This window comes from Marinobacter sp., from assembly GCF_039977835.1.
GTDB lineage: Bacteria > Pseudomonadota > Gammaproteobacteria > Pseudomonadales > Oleiphilaceae > Marinobacter.
In genome coordinates, this window is sequence record NZ_JBDWCL010000036.1 from 101117 (window position 1) to 119365 (window position 18249).

Consider the following 18249-nt stretch of genomic DNA (forward strand, 5'->3'; position numbering starts at 1 on the left):
TCATGCAGGTGTCCCCAGGGGGTGTCGTGAGTTTTATTCAGCGTGCTGCCATATCAATCCTCGGATTGCTGTTTCTTGTCCTGAGTCCGGTAACGGGTGTCATGGCGGAATCTCCCGAAGAATACGAGCCACTGGCGGCCCGTCAGGTGATCCAGAAAGCCTTTCCCTCGGTTGATGATATCTCCCCGCGGGAAGATAACCGCGCCATCCAGGAACTTCGCCGTGGCGAAGAGCTTCTGGGCTATGCCTACCAGACCCTGGATTTCGTTCAGACGCCGGCCTATTCCGGCAAGCCCCTGAACGCCCTGGTCGTGCTCGACACCGAAGGCGAGATCAAGGGCGCGCGGGTAATACACCACGATGAGCCGATTCTTCTTATCGGCATTCCCGAAATCAAGATGCACGAGTTCACTGACCAGTACGTTGGCCTCAAGGCAGACCAGAGGGTCACGGTGGGCGGTAAGTCGTCCGAGCGCCGTGTTGCTGTGGACGGCCTGTCTGGCGCCACGGTTACGGTGATGGTAATCAACGAAGTCATCATGAAAACAGCCCACCGTGTGGGTGCCGAGTTGGGACTGGTCAAGGGTGGAGGTGAGGCCAGGCCGCCCGTGGCGGAAGTCCGCACCGGCGAATTTACCGAAAAAAGCTGGGAAGAACTCACCGGTGATGGCTCTTTCCGCCGCCTGCTGGTGACCAAGGGGCAGGTGGACGATGCATTCAAGGGAACCGGAGCAGAAGGCATTGATGAAGCTTCTCCTGCCGAGCGCGATGAGGCATTGATTGACCTTTACACCGGTTATCTGAATGTACCCACAATTGGCAGGAACCTGTTGGGTGAAAGCCAGTACCAGTGGCTGATGTCAGAGTTGCAAGAGGGTGAGCACGCGATTGCCGTGATGGCGAGCGGGGAGTACTCCTTCAAGGGCTCTGGCTATGTGCGTGGCGGCATTTTTGATCGCATCCAGGTGCGCCAGTTCGGCGACACCTTCAATTTCAGGGATCTGGACTTTTACCGCCTGAGCGACGTTTATGCGGGGGGCATGCCAGAATTTTCAGAGATGGCGATCTTTGTTATTCGCCAGCAGTATAACTTTGACCCGGGCACTACCTGGGCGCTGGAGCTTTCCGTCAAGCGCCAGACCGGTCCTTTGGACAGTGAGTTTGCGGTATTCCCTCTGGAGTACCAACTGCCGGATCAGTATTACAACCGGCCAGAGGTGGAGTTGTCCGAGGAAGAGTGGCTGGAAACACAGCCCCTGTGGGTGCAGGTCTGGTATCAGCGCCAGTTCCAGATTATTGTCCTGGGCATTGGCATCGGCGCCCTGATGTTCATCCTCTTTTTCCAGGACTGGCTGGTTAAAAAGCCCAGGGCAACCCGCTGGATACGCCATGCGTTTCTGACCTATACCCTGTTCTTTATTGGCTGGTTTGCGCTGGGGCAGTTGTCCATCGTCAATGTGCTGACGTTCGTCAATAGCCTGATCAGTGGGTTCCAGTGGGAGACTTTCCTCGTTGACCCGGTGATATTCATTCTCTGGGCAACGGTCGCCGGTATTATCCTGCTCTGGGGTCGGGCTGTTTACTGTGGCTGGCTCTGCCCATTCGGGGCGCTGCAGGAGCTGGTAAACGAAATTGCCCGCAAGCTGAAAGTTCCCCAGTACACTGTTCCCTTTCCCATTCACGAGCGCCTCTGGGCCATCAAATACATCATTCTGCTGGTGCTGTTTGGTGTATCGCTGGATTCCCTCGCAACCGCAGAAAAGCTGGCAGAAATCGAGCCGTTCAAGACAGCCATTACCCTGCGTTTTGACCGCAGCTGGCCATTCGTTACCTACGCGGTACTGCTGATTGTTGTGAACCTGTTCACCCGCAAAGTCTTTTGCCGGTACATGTGCCCTCTGGGCGCTGCGCTGGCGTTACCCACCAAGTTGAGGGTATTCGACTGGCTGAAACGTCGCAAAGAGTGTGGAAATCCCTGCCGGTTGTGCGAGCACGAATGTGAGGTGCAAGCCATCCATCCGGACGGCACCATCAACTATCAGGAGTGTCATTACTGCCTGGACTGCCAGATGACCTACTTCAACGATAACAAGTGCCCACCATTGATTGTAAAACGCCGTGGCAAACGCCGTGGCCATAACGCACCGGGCCACCCGGAACAGATACCGGTCACCCAGGTGACATAAGAAAAGCAGTAAAAAGAAATGCAATACCGCCATTACCAACAACGGAGTTGGATGCTATGAGAAAGAAAGACGAACTTGGTAACAACGCCCCGGAAGAGAGCGGCCTGAGCCGCCGTAAATTCCTGGGTGCGACCGCACTGGCCGGCGCTGTAGGCGCAACGGGCCTGGGTGGTGCAGTGATGACACGGGATTCCTGGGCTGCGGCCGTAAAGGATGCCAAAAACAAGGTTCACGTAGGCCCCGGCGAGCTGGACGAATACTACGGATTCTGGAGCGGCGGCCACCAGGGTGAGGTACGTGTTCTCGGTGTGCCGTCCATGCGTGAGCTGATGCGCATTCCGGTCTTCAACGTGGACTCCGCCACCGGCTGGGGTATTACCAATGAGAGCAAGGAAATCCTTGGCGGTGATCGACAGTACCTGAACGGTGACTGTCACCACCCCCACATTTCCATGGAAGACGGGCGTTACGACGGCAAATACCTGTTTATCAACGACAAGGCGAACAGCCGTATTGCCCGTATCCGTCTGGACATCATGAAGACGGACAAGATCACTCACGTGCCAAACGTCCAGGCCATTCACGGCCTGCGGCTGCAAAAAGTGCCCCGCACCAAGTACGTGTTCTGTAATGCAGAGTTTGTGATTCCACACCCGAACGATGGCAGCGATTTCAGCCTGGAAAACAGCTACACCATGTTCAGTGCCGTTGATGCGGACACTATGGAAGTGGCCTGGCAGGTGATTGTCGACGGCAACCTGGACAACACCGATGCTGATTACACCGGTAAGTATGCCGCTTCCACCTGCTACAACTCTGAAAAAGCGGCGGATCTCGCCGGCACCATGCGCAACGACCGTGACTGGGTTGTGGTGTTTAACGTCGAGCGTATTGAAGCGGCCGTCAAGAACGGTAACTTCAAGACCATTGGTGACTCCGAAGTGCCAGTCGTGGACGGACGTGAAGGCTCGAAACTGACTCGCTACATCCCGGTGCCGAAGAACCCGCACGGCCTGAACACATCACCGGACGGCAAGTACTTCATTGCCAATGGCAAGCTGTCACCGACCTGTTCCGTTATCCAGATCGACAAGCTGGACGATATGTTTGATGACAAGATCGGGCTGCGTGATGTTATCGTCGCCGAGCCAGAGCTGGGTCTCGGGCCTCTGCACACCACCTATGACGGTCGCGGCAACGCCTACACCACACTGTTCATCGACAGCCAGGTGTGTAAGTGGAACATCGCCGACGCCATCAAGGATTACAATGGTGAGAAGACCAACTACATTCGTCAGAAGCTGGACGTGCACTATCAGCCAGGACACAACCATGCATCACTGACCGAATCCCGCGATGCGGACGGCAAGTGGCTGGTGGTTCTGTCGAAGTTCTCCAAGGACCGCTTCCTGCCGGTAGGCCCGCTGCATCCTGAGAACGATCAGTTGATTGATATTTCCGGTGAGGAGATGAAGCTGGTTCACGATGGCCCAGCGTTTGCGGAGCCCCACGACTGTATCCTGGTTCGTCGTGATCAGATCAAAACGAAGAAGATCTACACGCGTGATGATCCGTTCTTTGCCAGTGCCCGTGCTCAGGCGGAGAAAGACGGAGTTACTCTGGAGGCCGCCAACGAGGTGATCCGCGACGGCAACAAGGTGCGTGTTTACATGACCTCTGTGGCGCCGCAATACGGCATGACGGAGTTCAAGGTCAAGGAAGGTGATGAGGTTACAGTGTATGTGACCAATCTGGATTCCATTGAGGATGTGTCTCACGGGTTCGTTATGGTGAACCACGGTGTGAGCATGGAAATCAGTCCGCAGCAGACGTCTTCGGTAACCTTTACGGCGGGCAAGCCAGGGGTTTACTGGTACTACTGCAGTTGGTTCTGTCATGCACTGCACATGGAGATGGGTGGTCGCATGTTGGTAGAGAAGGCCTGATTCGGGCCTGAATCTGAGCCGGAACTCCTTTTATAGGAGTTCCGGCTTGGGAGAAGCAAACCAAGAGGAGACTGCTTTCCAAAACACGCTCAAGCCCGTCCTTGGGGCGCTTGAGCTCCGCCATCCATGGCTCCGCACAGTTTTGGAAAGCAGTCTCCTCTTGGCTTGCCGCGCCTTGGTGCCGGCCTTTACTTTTTTATCCTCAGAGAGAAATTGATGTACCCATTATTGCGTTATGGGGTGGCCCTGACAGTCGCTCTGGTATCGCTCACCGCTCATGCGGACCTGCAACAAAAGCTTGATGCACTGGAGCCCGGTGCTGTCTTTGAGCTTCCCCCCGAGAAACTTTCGTCGCTGGATCTCCGCGTGCCCGGGGTGATGGTGTCCTGTCATGCCGATACGGTGATCGACGGCGGTGGGCAGGGTAACGCTGTCGATATTCTGGCGGAGGAGGTGACGTTTTCCGGTTGTGAGGTCCGCAACTGGGGCGGTGATCTCAATGAGCTGGATGCGGGGATTTTTGTGGCGCCTGAGGCTCGGGGCGCTGTTATCGAGAATAACCGTTTGCAGGGGCCGGCGTTCGGGATCTGGTTGGATGCGACGAAGGGTGTGACGGTTCGCAATAACCACATTCGCGGCGACGCCTCTATTCGCTCCCAGGATCGGGGTAACGGGATTCATCTGTTCAATACCACCGGAGCACTGATTCAAGGCAACGATATCAGTCAGACCCGGGACGCCATTTACATCGAGACCGCCAACAACAACGAGATCCGCGATAATCTGATGACGGATCTGCGTTATGGCATTCACTATATGTATTCGATGCACAATCTGCTGGAAGGCAATGTTACCCGGGGTACGCGTACCGGGTATGCGTTGATGCAGAGCAAGTATCTGAAGGTGTTCAACAACCGGTCGGAGAATGACGAGAACTACGGCATTCTGATGAATTTCATCACCAACTCCGAGTTGCGGGGTAATGTGGTGACGGGGGTTTCCCAGGGCCAGACGGCGGGAGTTTCGATTTCCGGGGCCGAGGGGAAGGCGGTGTTTATTTACAACTCGCTGTACAACACCTTCGAGGACAATGTGTTCCGGGACAGCAATATCGGGATTCATCTGACGGCTGGGTCGGAGGAGAACGAGGTATTCAATAATGCGTTTGTGAACAACCAGCGCCAGGTGAAGTACGTGGCCACCCGCACCCAGGAGTGGTCAAAGCAAGGGCGGGGCAACTACTGGAGTGATTATCTGGGGTGGGATCGCAACCAGGATGGCATTGGCGATGTGGCCTATGAGCCCAATGACAATGTGGACCGGTTGCTGTGGACCTACCCGGAGGCCAAAGTGCTGATGTTCAGCCCGGCCGTGGACACCTTGCGATGGGTGCAGGATGCATTCCCGGTGGTCAAAGCCGCCGGTGTCAGCGATTCGCACCCGCTGATGCGCCAGCCCGAAACGTTACAACCGGAGTCCTGATGAGCTGCTTCCGTCTTGAGAATGTGAGTTACCGGTACGACAAGGCACTGGTACTGAATGGCGTGGACCTGCGCCTGGAGCCCGGTGAAATACTTGGCCTGTTTGGCCACAATGGCGCTGGCAAGACCACCAGCATCAAACTGATCCTGGGCCTGATGACGCCGACCCAGGGTAAGGTGTCGGTGCTTGATGGCGAGGCCGGTGACCCTCATGTCAGTCAGTATATTGGTTACCTGCCGGAGAACGTGATGTTCTACCCGCAACTGACCGGACGGGAAATCCTTAATCATTTTTCCCGGCTCAAAGGGGCGACTCTGAAACAGGTGCCGGAGTTGCTGGAGCAGGTGGGCCTTGGCGATGCGATGAATGCGCGGGTGAAAACCTACTCCAAGGGAATGCGACAGCGCCTGGGGCTGGCCCAGGCTCTTTTGGGCAAGCCGAAGCTGTTGATGCTGGATGAACCCACGGTGGGATTGGACCCGGTGGCCACGGCCGATCTGTACCGGTTGTTGCGTAAGCTTCGGGACGAGGGCACGGGCATCGTACTGTGTTCACATGTTCTTCCCGGCGTAGAGCCCTATATCGACCGTGCTGCGATTCTTACCGGTGGTGCTGTCAAGGCCGTGGGCGATCTGCCGTCCCTGCGTCGGCAGGCCAATATGGCGTTAACCCTGTCCATTGAGCCTGCAAATGGTTCATCCGCTCTGGAGAAAGTGATTGAAGCCTCGTCAGCGGGTAATGGACTGATGATCAGGAAAGACAACGGACGCTTGCAGGTGGACGTCCGCCCGTCGGAGAAAATGGCGCTGATTCAGGATCTCCTGAGCTCAGGAGAGGTTCGGGATCTGGGTATTCACCAGCCCACTCTGGAGGATGTGTACGTGCACTTTATTGGCTCCGGTGGCCTGGCCCACCGTGGAGGTGCCCAGTGAGCAGCATATGGACCATCGCCCGTAAGGAACTCAGTGACAGCCTGCGCAACCGCTGGCTCATTGCCATCGCTCTGGTGTTTGCGGTGCTGGCCCTGGGCATCGCCTGGTTTGGCGCAGCGGCATCGGGGCAGGTGGGTTACGCCTCCACCCCGGCCACCATTGCCAGCCTGGCCAGCCTGGGTATATTTCTGATACCCCTGATCGCCCTGTTACTGGCCTATGACGCCATCGTCGGTGAGGAAGAAGGCGGCACGCTACTGCTGCTGATGACGTATCCGCTAAGCCGTGGTCAGCTGTTGTTCGGCAAGTTCCTCGGCCATGGCCTGACCCTGGCGTTTGCCACTCTGATCGGCTTCGGTGTTGCCGGCATTGCCATTGCCGTGCTGGTGGAAGACGTGGCTGTTGGCGCCCTGGCTGCTGCCATGTTCCGGTTTATCGTCTCCACCATTCTGCTGGGCTGGGGCTTCATTGCGCTGGCCTACATGATCAGCGTGCGCGTCAGCGAAAAGCCTGTCGCAGCCGGGCTGGCCCTGGGTATCTGGTTTTTCTTTGTCCTGGTCTTCGACCTGATGCTATTGGGTATCCTGGTGGCCAGTGAAGGCAAACTCAGCCCCGAGCTGCTGCCCTGGTTGCTGATGCTCAACCCCACCGACATCTACCGCCTGCTCAACATTGTTGCCTTTGGCGAGGGCGCGCAATTAAGCGGCGTGCTGAGTCTTGGAGCAGACCTGCCCATTGGGGCGGCAGGAATGTGGTTCGCCCTGGTGCTGTGGTTTGTTATCCCCCTTGCCGGTGCCTGGGCTCTGTTCCGTCGCCGCCGAATCTGATCCGGAGATTTCCATGCGTGTTGTTAAAACCTTGTCTGTAGCGGTGATGTTTGCCGTGTTCCTGGCCGGTTGCTCCGACCCTGAAAAGCAGGTTACTGAAAAGCCAGAGCCGGTCCATTTCGAATCCGGTGATGAATGCCACGTGTGTGGCATGGCCATCACGCGCTTCCCGGGGCCAAAGGGTGAAGCCATAACGGCCCGAGAACAGAAGGTGAATAAATTCTGCTCAACCCGTGACATGTTCTCCTGGGTACTGCAGCCCGAAAATGCCAAACGCGACCACACCCTCTACGTACACGACATGGCTCAGACCGACTGGGAACATCCTGACGACACAGCATTGATCGATGCGCGGGAGGCTTTCTTTGTGGTGGGATCAGAGCGCACTGGCGCCATGGGGCCAACCCTGGCTTCATTTGCCACGGAAGAGGCAGCTCAGAAATTTGCGATGAATTACAGTGGCGAGGTTCTGAGCTATAACGAAGTCACCATGGACCACCTGAATGTAGGTGGTCCTGCCGGGGGTATGAGCGGAATGCACGAGATGGATGAGCGTGAGCGTTCAACAACCGAGCATTCCATGGACCATTGAGATCGTTACGTCTCATGTACCAGAACGGGCTTCAGTGTTCGTCGTGTTTATTTGCGATGATGCTGTGGATCTCCTCAATGGCGTGAACATAACGCACGTAGTTGTCGACAAATTGGCGCCCGTCCGGAACGGATTCGGCGTTAGCATCCTCAATGGTTTCTCGAAACTGCTTCGTAACAAAGTTGGTGACATTCTCACCCAGCTTTTGCGCCAGTGCGTCCACCTTGCCTTCGGCAAGGGCTTTGTCAGCAGCCTTGGCTGCGACAGAAGCACTACCTGCCGGCTTTAGTCCTGTATAGGGAGCCCCTTCAGTTATCCGGTGCAAACGCACCAGCGTCTCGAAGAAGTATTTGTCAGCCAGTTTGCGGGCCTGGGGGCTGGCCACTCGAACTTCCAGAGTGTCGTTAAAGGCGGCAGTGAGATTTTTTTCATCGGTGGGATCTATCCATTTCAGGACCGGTTGGACGGACTGTTCCTTTAGCGCTGTCCTGGCATCTTCGATAACAGGGCCGTCCATGGAGTCGCAGTGGGCAAAGCTCGCGGAACTCCAGAGCAGGCTTCCACCAATCAGTGCAAGGGTGGCGATTCGTTTGGTTTTGCCAAATGAGTTCATGGTTAACCTCTCGGTATTATCAGGATTTGTTTGGCGGCCCGGGAAAAATCCGCAGGCTGCCGGTTGCAAATCCACTATGTCCGAAAGGAGGAGCTCCGGCGTTCGGATACAGGAATGCGAACGTTCGGATGTGTTGCCGAACGGCCACTAGCAATTTTGACGGAGAGAGCGGCGATACTGGGATGGCGTTTTGCCGTTGGTTTTACGGAAAAGTGTGTTAAATACCGACTTGGAATTGAAACCCGATTCGTACATGACATCCGTGATGGTCCCTGTCTCTAAAGGGTCTGCCAGACGTTGCCGCGCGTGTTCGATTCGATAACCATTCACGAATTCGTAGAAGTTGATGCCCATTTTCTGGTTCAGGAATTGGGACAGTTCCCTGGGAGTGAGTTCTGCCTGACGGGCCAACCGTTCTACCGTAAGGTTCGAGTACAGGTACGGCTGACGTTCTTTCATGAGCTGCTCTATTCGACTCGCTAGTGACCCCGGCGACAAGTCTGCAGCGTAGGCCCCAGAGTTCGCTTCGGCATCCAGAACAGTCTGACCAATACCAGCAAACACGGCGGGCTGTCGGAACGCCAGTATCGACATTGGCAGCAGGATTACAATGCTGACCATTGTCGTGGCAATGGTCAGCGATTGATGGCTGCCAGTGACCCGCATCACGTGGGCGAGCAGGCAGTAAACAAGACTGAGTGACCAGGCTGTCCCGTAAGCAAACAGCAGATTCCGGAGCCAGGCCAGCTCCTTGTTGCCAAGATCCGAGAAAACATTCCGCAGCTCGACACCAAAGCGGGAGATTTTCTTCAGTGTTGCCGCCAGGTACCCGATTACGACGCCGTGAAGGACAATTGCAAGTACAACCGAGTTCATCACGCCGGGGTAGTGACTGTCTGACAGCATCCTTATCTGGGATTCCTCGGGAAGGCTGTAGTAACCCATCGCGAACATCACAATGGCGCCCGGAACCGGGAGAAAATGGACCAGGTGCCGCAACCTTAACCGGAAATCCCGATACATAACCGATTGAGCGTACAAGAAAATAGCGCCGGGCTGCAGCATTCCCAGGATGGTGCCGGTAAAGGCGGTATCGGGGTATCTGGTGGCAAGGCCGGTGGTATGCAGAAATACCTCAAACAGAGTGCCGGCCATGCCAGCAAGCATCAGCGCCAGGAGCTGTCGAGGCAGGCGCCGAGCTTTCAACGGCGCGATACAAAGCAGAATCAGGAACAGGAATTGCGATATGACGCCGAACAGTATGAGTTGGGGCAGTGTCAGGATCACAGTGGCATCAGCGTGTGAGAATCATCAACCGCCGGTCATGTTCATAAACCGAAGAATCTGAACATCCCCCTCAGTGGAAAAGTGATGACGCTCAGGTTTCAGGTCCATGGAGTTGATGATGGTCTCCCGCAGCTTGTCGTCAGTCACCGGGTGACCGCGCAGAACGCGGCGCAGATCCACCGAATGCTCATTACCAAGACAAAGCAACAGTCGACCCTCTACAGTGACCCGAACGCGATTGCAGGTTGAGCAGAAATTATGGGAATGGGGTGAAATAAAGCCGACCCGCACATCGCTGTCCGGCATGCGGTAATAGCGGGCAGGGCCACCGGAATCCTCTGGCGTGGGTATCAGCTTATGGCGTTGGCCGATAATATCGCGAACCTCATCGCTGGTGCACAGCACCTGCCCGCGATCATGGTCAGATATTTCACCCAGCGGCATTTCCTCGATAAAGGTAATGTCCACGTTTTTCTTACGAGCAAACTCCACCAGTTCTGGCACTTCCTGATCGTTGCCGCCTTTCATCACTACCGTATTGAGCTTGATGCCCTCAAAACCGGCGTCTTTGGCAGCATCAATTCCCTCCAGAACCTGGCTTAGTCGGCCGGTACGGGTGATGCGGTGGAACTTGTCGGCATCGAGGGAGTCGAGGCTGATATTCAGCCGCTTGAGCCCGGCCTTGCGCAGGGGCTCGGCCATGGTTGGCAACTGGCTGCCATTGGTGGTCATGGCGAAATCCCGTAGCCCATAGCTGCCGATTTCCTTGACCAGCTCCAGAATGTCCTTGCGCACCAGGGGTTCACCACCCGTAAGGCGGATTTTTTCCGTGCCCAGGGAAACGAAGGTTCTGGCCACGCGGGCTATTTCTTCCAGAGTCAGTACCTGCTGGCGGGGCAGAAAAGTCATTTCCTCCGCCATGCAGTAAACACAGCGAAAATCGCAGCGGTCAGTGACAGACAGACGCACATAGTTGACGGTGCGGCCAAATCGGTCGGTCAGCTTGGCTTGGGGCATGGGAATCGTTCCTGTCCTTCGCTGTATGAGCTCTCATTCGAGAGTGTAGCTCAATTATGGCAAATCAGCCTGTCGAATCCGATACCCCCGCGGGAGTATCCCCTCTCAGTGGCCCCCATCAATGCGGCTGAACAACAGGTCGTTCTCTGTCTGGATATGGGCTTTCAGGTCATCGCGGAATCTTGCCAGCCCATGATAGAGACGCTGCCAGCTTCCGCACGCGCCATCCGGCAGGCTCAGACCGTTGGTAAGGCGCTCCAGTTCCTTCAGCGCAGAGCCGTGGTCATCATGTTCGTTCCGCATCACGGACACCGGGCCACCGGCCATGGCGCCCATGCCACGGGTAATCATGGGAAACAGAATCTGCTCTTCCTTGGACATATGGGTTTCCAGCTCATCAGCCATATGCGTCAGGTGGGCCGAGAGGCCGGCGGGGCAGGCGGTGTGCCCGCCATGGACCCGCTCCACCCGCTCGGAAAGCTGTATCAGTTCGGGCAACTGCTCCCGGTGGGTGTCGTGGTAACGAGTCAGGATATGTTCGATCAGTTCTTCGTTGGATGCCTGGGTCATAGGTTCAGCGATTGTCATGACAGCACTCCTTGGTTGGTTTGGCGGGGCCCGGCCTTCCCTGGCGCGGGCTCCGCTGTATCAGGCGCGCAGCTCGCTGGCGGCACCTTGTTCATCAGTGTCGAGGGTGGCCGGCTCCAGATCCGGGAAGAACACACCCTTCACCACCTGCCAGGTCACTGCCAGGGCGCCGACGATGAAGACCACGTCGCCAACGGTTCTGATCCAGCGCAGGGTTTGCAGGATGTCGCTCTGCATGAAGGCTTCACTGCGTGCGTACCACAGGCCTTCGCTGGCGCTGGCAACGAACTGGATGATGCCGACGGGCAGCAGGCTGGTGAACAGCATCAGCACCAGGCCAATGTTCAGCCACCAGAAACCGACTTTCATCAGCCGCTCGTCAAAGACGATGCGTGGGCGGATGTAGCGCAGAATCATCAGTGCGAAGCCGAGGGCGAGGAAGCCGTACACACCGAACAAGGCTGCGTGGGCATGAGTGGGCGTGGTGTTCAGACCCTGGATGTAGTACAGCGCGATTGGCGGGTTGATCATGAAACCGAGTACGCCTGCACCCAGCATGTTCCAGAAGGCAACAGCCACGAAGAAGGTCAGCGGCCAGCGGATGTTCTCCATCCATGGCGCGCGGGATTTCAGCCTCCAGTTCTCCCATGCTTCATAACCGAGTACCACCAGTGGCACAACTTCCAGTGCGCTGAAAGTGGCACCCACCGCCATCACCGGTGTGGTGGTGCCGGAGAAGTACAGGTGGTGGAAGGTTCCCGGCACACCACCGAGCATGAACAGGCTAGCAGAGGCCAGGCTGGCGGACGTCGCCACGGTGCGGGATACCAGGCCCATGCTGCAGAAGATAAATGCCAGGGCTGCGGTGGCGAACACTTCGAAGAAGCCTTCTACCCACAGGTGGACAATCCACCAGCGCCAGTACTCCATGATGGAGATGTGAGTACGCTCACCATAGAAGAAGCCGGCACCATAGAACAGGCCGATCGCAACCACCGAGGCAGTCAGCAGGGCCAGCAGGTTCTTGTCGCCGGGCTGGCGCAGGGCGGGAACAATGCCGCGTAGCATCAGCACCAGCCAGAAGACGATGCCGAGGAACTTGCCAATCTGCCAGAGACGGCCAAGGTCGACATATTCGTAACCCTGATGGCCCAGCATGAAGCTAAGGTTGGCTGGCATGATCTGGTTGATGGCAAGGAAGTTGCCGATGAACGAACCGCCAACCACAGCTACCAGGGCCCAGAACAGTACGTCAACACCCAGCTTCTGGAATTTCGGGTCCTTACCGCCATTGATGATCGGGGCGAGGAACAGGCCGGCGGCCAGGAAGCCGGTGGCAATCCAGAACATGGCAGCCTGGATGTGCCAGGTACGCATCAGGGAGTAGGGGAACCATTCAGAGGTGTTGATACCGTAGAAACTCTGCCCTTCCACCGTATAGTGTGCGGTAAAGCCGCCGAGCATAACCTGGAAGGTAAACAGGCCCACCACCAGGACCAGGTATTTGCCCAATGCCTTCTGGGAGGGGGTGAGTCCAACAGCACTCAGTGGGTCCTTGAGCGGAGCTTCCGGCTCCTCGTCCTCTTTACGCAGGAATGCCCATGCCCAGATCAGGCCGCCAACACCGGCAATCAGCAGAACCACACTGACTAGCGACCAGACGATGTTCTCGCCACTCGGTCGGTTGTCGATCAGCGGCTCGTGGGGCCAGTTGTTGGTGTAGGTTACGTCACTGTCCGGCCGTTCGGTAGCGGCAGCCCATGCGGTCCAGAAGAAGAACTCCGTCATCCGCTCGCGGCGCTCGGCGCTGGGCAGGGTATTTTCCTTCATGGCGTAGTTTGAACGGGTGGATTGCAGCTCAGGTGCGTCGCTGAACAACCGGCTGTAGTAGTCGGCGGTCTCGGCAATGGCGGCGGTCCTGCGTTCCGACAGGTGCAGGGTACCGGTAGCGTCTTCGTAGGTATTGGTGCGGTACTCGGTCTTCAGGTCATACTGCAGGGCGTTCTGCTGCTGGCCACTCAGGCTGTGCCAGTCCTGTCCGTATTCTTCCTGGGCAGCAATTTCCAGCCAGGTTTCCAGTTCGCGGTGCAGCCAGTCGGCGGTCCAGTCTGGCGCCTGGTAGGCGCCGTGGCCCCAGATGGACCCGAGCTGCATGCCCCCGACGGACTGCCAGGCGGTCTGGCCGTCGAGAATGCTTTCCTCGGTCATCAGGGTGTCGCCGTTGACGGACACGACCCGGTCAGGAATGGGCGGTGCGGCGCGGTAAACTTCCGCGCCGAAGTAGCCCAGTAACGTGAAGGTAACCCCCACGATGGCAATCAACAGAAACCATAGGCGGCGGTATTTGGCCATGGTCAGCTCCTCTCTGGTTTAAAGATGCGTCAATAATACATCTATAAAAATAAAAAGTAACTGGTTTGCACCATTTTTGGAGAGGTAACTACAGGGTGGTATTCATTGGTGCTAATAAAAGGCGCAGGTTGAAAGGCTTGCGCTGGCTGTTGAAATTCTGATCAGTAAGGAATATATTAAAGAAGTATTCAGTATATTTTAATGGAGGGAAGGGGATGGAGAAGTTGCTCGGATTCTCGAATGGCGCTCTGCTTGCGTCGACGGTTGGCCTGGTGGCCACTATTCTGCTCGCCTACCCGTTTGCCAGTGCATTGCCGATGGCAGGGCAGATTGTAGCCCACATCGGAACGCTGATTTTTGCCACCTGCATCAAGATTTCGTACGTCGCGAGGCTGGTGTCATTGAAACAACTGGGGAGACCCGTCCATTGATTAAAGGTAGAATGGCGACATATATTGCCGCCGTTCTGAAGAGAAGATGCTGATGATTCCCTTGCCCGGAAGAACCGGTTTCAGAATCCTTGCGTATACAAGTATCGCATTGGCTGCTATCGGCGTGGTGTTGCCGTTGTTACCGACAACACCGTTTGTTTTGCTGGCTGCGTGGGCTGCAAGCAAGGGGTCGCCGGCTTTTGCTGACTGGCTGGATAACCACCGGACATTTGGCCCGGCCATAGAAAACTGGCGCAGCAGGCGCGCCATACCCCTCAAGGGAAAGTGGCTTGCTTGCGCCATGCTATGTGTAAGCTGGTCCTTATTGTTTATTGGTGGTGCGGCACCTGTGGTGCTGGTAATGACAGGTCTGATGTTCTCGGGCCTCGCCTGTTATCTCTTAACGCGTGCCTCGTGCTAACGATGCATCTGAAGTATTGGAGTTGGTAAATGCATATCACCCGTTACACCGATTATTCCCTGCGTGTTCTGATTTATCTGGCGGTGCAGGGTGACGAACTTGCAACGATCCAGGAAATTGCAGACAGCTACGATATCTCCAAGAATCACCTGATGAAAGTGGTCCATCAGCTCAACAAAAAGGGCTATATCGAGACAGTCAGGGGCAAGAAGGGGGGCATGCGGTTGCATATGGCGCCCACAGACATCAACGTTGGCATTCTCGTACGTGAGACGGAGCAGGATCTCAACATTGTTGAGTGCTTCTCCTCAAAGAACGCCTGCCGGATTACTCCGGTTTGCGGACTGAAGTCGATGCTTGGCGAAGCGCTGACAGCCTTCCTGGAAACGCTCGACAAGTATACTCTGGCTGACGTGATCCAGGACCAGCATCGTCCCCAGTTGCTCAGGTTGTTGCAGATTGCATAACGCTTTCTTCCCCAGGGGCGGGGGAGGAACAAAAACTTACAGTTTTGAGACATCTTTAATCAGATTGGGCGGTCCCGCTTCGATAGAGTAGTGATAACAACTTCAATCACTACAATGTCAATCGAGAGGGCGGGTTTTGCGGCTGTCCATGTTTGTGATGCTGCTCCTGTGCCTGGTTCATGGGGCGGCGTTAGCCAGTACCGGGATAACAGATCTCCGTCCGGTGATTCTGGGCGAGGACACCGAGCGCCTGAATATCTCCCGCCACCTGTCTTTTTATGAGGATGTTCCGGGCGTCTACGGGATTGAGGACATTCTGGCTGACTGGCCTGACATTGCTTCTACCGAAAAGCCGGACGAAGCCTACAACTTTGGTTTCACTGACTCCACCTACTGGTTTCACACCCGCATTGAGAACCGCGACAACCCTGAAGATCGCTGGGTAATAGAGGGGCTTTACCCGATTATTGATCGGATGGACGTCTTTTTCCTTCGTGAAGATGGTCGCATTGAGCATCAGCAGGCCGGTGACTCGGTTCCCTTCGCCAGCCGGGGGCGGACTCATCACAACATCAATTTTTCGTTCGAGCTCGCGGAAGGTGAGTCCACCGACGTGTTCTTCCGCGTCAGGACATCCGGCGCGGTCCAGATGCAGCTGCTGTTGTGGGAGAACGAAGCGTTCAGTGAAGCCGACCACCGGGAGCGGTTTGTCCTGGGTATCTCTTACGGCCTTCTGTTCTGTATGGCGGCATTCAACTTGCTGATTTTCGTATCCATACGTGACAAGAACTATCTCTGGTACGTGTCTTACATTGGCTTTTACGGATTACTGCAGTTTACGCTGAACGGGCTTGCATTCGAGCATCTCTGGCCAGCAAGCACCTGGTGGAATAACCGTGCCATATCGTTCCTGATCGCCATGGGGATGTTCAGTATCCTTGGCTTTTCCAGGTCATTCCTGGCCCTCAAGGTAAATGCTCCGCGGCTGGAGCGGATATTCGTCGGGTTCATGGTGTTCTTCCCGGTCATGGCTGTGGCCTCGCTGTTCTGGCCTGATTATGGCCCGGTCATTCGGGTGACCACGTTCATGGCCTCAGTGTCGGTACTCTTTATCCTGGCCGCTGGTGGCATTTGTCTGTACCGGAATTTCAAGCCTGCCCGCTATTTCATGATTGCCTGGTCGGCACTGCTGACGGGGATGATCCTGTACACCCTGAAAACCTTCGGCCTGGCGCCCGCCAACTTTATTACTGACTATGCCATCCAGATCGGTTCCGCCTTTGAGGTGATTCTGCTGTCGCTGGCCCTTGCTGACCGCATGAGACTACTGATGCTGGAAAACCAGCAGATTCAGGAAGAAATGACGCATCGTCTTGAGCAACACGTAGCTGAAAGAACCTCGGAGCTGGAAGTGGCCAATCGGCAGTTGGAGGCGCTCAGTTCAACCGACGGATTAACCGGCGTTTTCAATCGACGCTATTTCGACGAAAGGTTGTCCGAAGAGTCGGTACGCTGCAGCCGCAGTGGCCCGCTGTCGCTGCTGATGATTGATGTGGATCTTTTCAAGCCACTTAATGACTCTCTGGGCCACCAGGCCGGTGATGCGTGTCTCAAGGCTCTTGCCGGTGCCATATTGGAAATGGTTAACCGTGGGGCGGACGTTGTGGCCCGATATGGCGGCGAGGAATTTGTGGTTATTCTGCCCGACACCGATTCGGCCGGGGCAGTACGTATGGCTGGCCGAATCCGCAGAAAGATCTGCGATGATCTCGGATTTACGTGGAATAGCCGCCGTGTCCCGGTATCCGTCAGCATTGGCGCAGCAACCGCACCGGCGGGAAAGCGGACTGACCCCGATACGCTGATCGGGGCCGCAGATGCCGCCCTGTATGAGGCCAAGCAGGGTGGGCGCAATGCCGTCAGGTACAGGGATTGCTCCAGCAGCGATGCAGGCCAGCAATCCCCGACCTATCACGATTGAACGGCGGTACTGCTGAATTCCGGTAACATCCGGTTGCGCAGGCGGTCCGGCAGTGAATACCCCAGAATACGCTTCAGCACCGTTGAGTACTGTCTGGCGAAGGTGCCGGTGTTGTAGGGAATGCCGTGCTTCTTGCACACCGCCTGCACCTGTTCCGATATCTCGGGGTAGCGATGGGCCGGCAGGTCAGGGAAAATATGGTGTTCGACCTGATAACTCAGATGGCCGCTCAGCACGTGCACCCACTTGCCGCCGGTAAAGTTGCTTGAGCCCGTCAGCTGGCGGAGGTACCAGTGGCCCTTGCTCTCACCTTCGCATTCTTCTTCGGTAAAGGTCTCCGCATCCTGCGTAAAGTGGCCACAGAAGATAACGGTGGAGGACCACAGGTTGCGGATCAGGTTGGCGCCAATGTTGCCGGCCAGCACCACCGGGGCCACCGGGAAGGTGACCAGGGGGAAGAACACATAGTCCTTGAAGGCCTGGCGCCCCCCTTTACGGAAGAAGTCCTTCAGGAACGGAATCTTCTCCCGCACGGAAATTTCCCGGCGACGAATACGCTCCGACTCCAGTTCATGCAGCCCCACCCCCCACTGGAAAAACACGCTCAGCAGCACGTAGTTAATGAACTGCAGGCTATGGGCAGGCTTCCACTTGTCGTCGTCGCTCAACCTCAGCAAGGCGTACCCGTAGTCACGGTCCTTGCCGATGATATTGGTGTAGGTGTGGTGTTCATAGTTGTGGGTGCGGCGCCAGGAGTCGCCCGTGCACACGGTGTCCCACTCGTAGGTCTGGGAGTGGAGGGACGGGTCGTTCATCCAGTCGTACTGGCCATGCATCACGTTGTGGCCGATTTCCATGTTCTCGATGATCTTGGAAATGCCCAGCGCCGTGGTGGCGGCGATGAACACCGGCGGGATAAACCCGAACGGCATCAGTACACGCCCGCCTACTTCCAGGGAGCGGTGCAGCCGCACAATCCTGCGGATATAACGGGCATCCCGCTCGCCAAGGTCTGCGATCACCTGATCACGAATGGTGTCCAGGTCCTGCTCCAGTTCTTTCAGCTGTGTTTCGTTCATTTTCTTCATGATGTCCTCCTTGCAGTACCGTCAGGCCGGCACTGCGAA

The 18249-nt window shown here is 56.4% G+C and carries 16 protein-coding genes; 10 read left to right on the forward strand and 6 right to left on the reverse strand.

The window, feature by feature from the left end; translation table 11 throughout:
* The first annotated feature begins 101 nt into the window (after positions 1-101).
* The 6 genes from nosR (at position 102) to ABJM11_RS10060 (ending at position 7965) form a co-directional block, all read left to right on the forward strand.
* A complete protein-coding gene (nosR, locus tag ABJM11_RS10035) occupies positions 102-2186 on the forward strand; it encodes a transcriptional regulator NosR (RefSeq protein ID WP_348295196.1) in 2085 nt (694 codons plus the stop codon).
* A gap of 56 nt (positions 2187-2242) precedes the next feature.
* Positions 2243-4132 (forward strand): TAT-dependent nitrous-oxide reductase, encoded by a 1890-nt coding sequence (gene nosZ, locus ABJM11_RS10040; RefSeq protein WP_348295193.1) that lies wholly within the window; start codon positions 2243-2245, stop codon positions 4130-4132.
* Between the two features lie 216 nt (positions 4133-4348).
* Complete coding sequence (locus ABJM11_RS10045) at positions 4349-5614, forward strand: nitrous oxide reductase family maturation protein NosD (protein ID WP_348295192.1); 1266 nt, start codon at positions 4349-4351, stop codon at positions 5612-5614.
* A complete protein-coding gene (locus ABJM11_RS10050) occupies positions 5614-6546 on the forward strand; it encodes an ABC transporter ATP-binding protein (protein WP_348295191.1) in 933 nt (310 codons plus the stop codon). The genes ABJM11_RS10045 and ABJM11_RS10050 overlap by 1 nt, the downstream gene beginning before the upstream one ends.
* Positions 6543-7373 carry an ABC transporter permease subunit gene (locus ABJM11_RS10055; RefSeq protein ID WP_348295190.1) on the forward strand — a complete coding sequence of 277 codons (831 nt, stop codon included), beginning with the start codon at positions 6543-6545 and terminating at the stop codon, positions 7371-7373. Before ABJM11_RS10050 ends, ABJM11_RS10055 begins: the two co-directional genes overlap by 4 nt.
* Before the next feature lie 13 nt (positions 7374-7386).
* Entirely contained in the window at positions 7387-7965 is a 579-nt protein-coding gene (locus ABJM11_RS10060; RefSeq protein WP_348295189.1) for a nitrous oxide reductase accessory protein NosL, read from the forward strand.
* Between the two features lie 31 nt (positions 7966-7996).
* On the opposite strand, the gene ABJM11_RS10065 is transcribed toward ABJM11_RS10060, so the two are convergent.
* The 5 genes from ABJM11_RS10065 to ABJM11_RS10085 all read right to left on the reverse strand — a co-directional run bounded on the left by ABJM11_RS10065 (position 7997) and on the right by ABJM11_RS10085 (position 13822).
* Positions 7997-8578, reverse strand: a complete 582-nt coding sequence (locus tag ABJM11_RS10065) for a DUF6448 family protein (protein ID WP_348295188.1) — start codon at positions 8576-8578, stop codon at positions 7997-7999.
* 147 nt (positions 8579-8725) lie between these two features.
* On the reverse strand, positions 8726-9865 hold the full coding sequence (locus ABJM11_RS10070) for an AraC family transcriptional regulator (RefSeq protein ID WP_348295187.1): 1140 nt from the start codon (positions 9863-9865) through the stop codon (positions 8726-8728).
* 24 nt (positions 9866-9889) lie between these two features.
* Positions 9890-10882, reverse strand: a complete 993-nt coding sequence (gene moaA, locus ABJM11_RS10075; RefSeq protein WP_348295186.1) for a GTP 3',8-cyclase MoaA — start codon at positions 10880-10882, stop codon at positions 9890-9892.
* 105 nt (positions 10883-10987) lie between these two features.
* A complete protein-coding gene (locus tag ABJM11_RS10080) occupies positions 10988-11470 on the reverse strand; it encodes a hemerythrin domain-containing protein (RefSeq protein WP_348295185.1) in 483 nt (160 codons plus the stop codon).
* 60 nt (positions 11471-11530) lie between these two features.
* Positions 11531-13822 carry a nitric-oxide reductase large subunit gene (locus ABJM11_RS10085; protein WP_348295184.1) on the reverse strand — a complete coding sequence of 764 codons (2292 nt, stop codon included), beginning with the start codon at positions 13820-13822 and terminating at the stop codon, positions 11531-11533.
* A 215-nt stretch (positions 13823-14037) separates the two neighbouring features.
* Between ABJM11_RS10085 and ABJM11_RS10090 the strand changes: the two genes are divergently transcribed.
* From ABJM11_RS10090 to ABJM11_RS10105, 4 genes are all read left to right on the forward strand, one after another.
* Complete coding sequence (locus ABJM11_RS10090) at positions 14038-14253, forward strand: hypothetical protein (protein ID WP_348295183.1); 216 nt, start codon at positions 14038-14040, stop codon at positions 14251-14253.
* Between the two features lie 52 nt (positions 14254-14305).
* Positions 14306-14674, forward strand: a complete 369-nt coding sequence (locus tag ABJM11_RS10095; RefSeq protein WP_348300474.1) for a YbaN family protein — start codon at positions 14306-14308, stop codon at positions 14672-14674.
* Between the two features lie 29 nt (positions 14675-14703).
* Positions 14704-15141 carry an Rrf2 family transcriptional regulator gene (locus ABJM11_RS10100; RefSeq protein WP_348295181.1) on the forward strand — a complete coding sequence of 146 codons (438 nt, stop codon included), beginning with the start codon at positions 14704-14706 and terminating at the stop codon, positions 15139-15141.
* A 136-nt stretch (positions 15142-15277) separates the two neighbouring features.
* Positions 15278-17122, forward strand: a complete 1845-nt coding sequence (locus ABJM11_RS10105; protein WP_348295180.1) for a 7TM diverse intracellular signaling domain-containing protein — start codon at positions 15278-15280, stop codon at positions 17120-17122.
* Here the strand turns inward: ABJM11_RS10105 and ABJM11_RS10110 are convergent.
* Positions 17113-18210: an acyl-CoA desaturase gene (locus ABJM11_RS10110; RefSeq protein ID WP_348295179.1), complete on the reverse strand. Its 1098-nt coding sequence runs from the start codon at positions 18208-18210 to the stop codon at positions 17113-17115. The genes ABJM11_RS10105 and ABJM11_RS10110 overlap by 10 nt on opposite strands.
* Positions 18211-18249 lie beyond the last annotated feature (39 nt).

What these genes read in the sequence shown, in the direction of transcription:
- nosR (WP_348295196.1), top strand. Translation starts at nt 102, where the DNA reads ATGGCGGAATCTCCCGAAGAATACGAGCCACTGGCGGCCCGTCAGGTG.
- nosZ (WP_348295193.1), top strand. Translation starts at nt 2,243, where the DNA reads ATGAGAAAGAAAGACGAACTTGGTAACAACGCCCCGGAAGAGAGCGGC.
- ABJM11_RS10045 (WP_348295192.1), top strand. Translation starts at nt 4,349, where the DNA reads ATGTACCCATTATTGCGTTATGGGGTGGCCCTGACAGTCGCTCTGGTA.
- ABJM11_RS10050 (WP_348295191.1), top strand. Translation starts at nt 5,614, where the DNA reads ATGAGCTGCTTCCGTCTTGAGAATGTGAGTTACCGGTACGACAAGGCA.
- ABJM11_RS10060 (WP_348295189.1), top strand. Translation starts at nt 7,387, where the DNA reads ATGCGTGTTGTTAAAACCTTGTCTGTAGCGGTGATGTTTGCCGTGTTC.
- ABJM11_RS10065 (WP_348295188.1), bottom strand. Translation starts at nt 8,578, where the DNA reads ATGAACTCATTTGGCAAAACCAAACGAATCGCCACCCTTGCACTGATT.
- moaA (WP_348295186.1), bottom strand. Translation starts at nt 10,882, where the DNA reads ATGCCCCAAGCCAAGCTGACCGACCGATTTGGCCGCACCGTCAACTAT.
- ABJM11_RS10080 (WP_348295185.1), bottom strand. Translation starts at nt 11,470, where the DNA reads ATGACAATCGCTGAACCTATGACCCAGGCATCCAACGAAGAACTGATC.
- ABJM11_RS10085 (WP_348295184.1), bottom strand. Translation starts at nt 13,822, where the DNA reads ATGGCCAAATACCGCCGCCTATGGTTTCTGTTGATTGCCATCGTGGGG.
- ABJM11_RS10090 (WP_348295183.1), top strand. Translation starts at nt 14,038, where the DNA reads ATGGAGAAGTTGCTCGGATTCTCGAATGGCGCTCTGCTTGCGTCGACG.
- ABJM11_RS10095 (WP_348300474.1), top strand. Translation starts at nt 14,306, where the DNA reads ATGATTCCCTTGCCCGGAAGAACCGGTTTCAGAATCCTTGCGTATACA.
- ABJM11_RS10100 (WP_348295181.1), top strand. Translation starts at nt 14,704, where the DNA reads ATGCATATCACCCGTTACACCGATTATTCCCTGCGTGTTCTGATTTAT.
- ABJM11_RS10110 (WP_348295179.1), bottom strand. Translation starts at nt 18,210, where the DNA reads ATGAAGAAAATGAACGAAACACAGCTGAAAGAACTGGAGCAGGACCTG.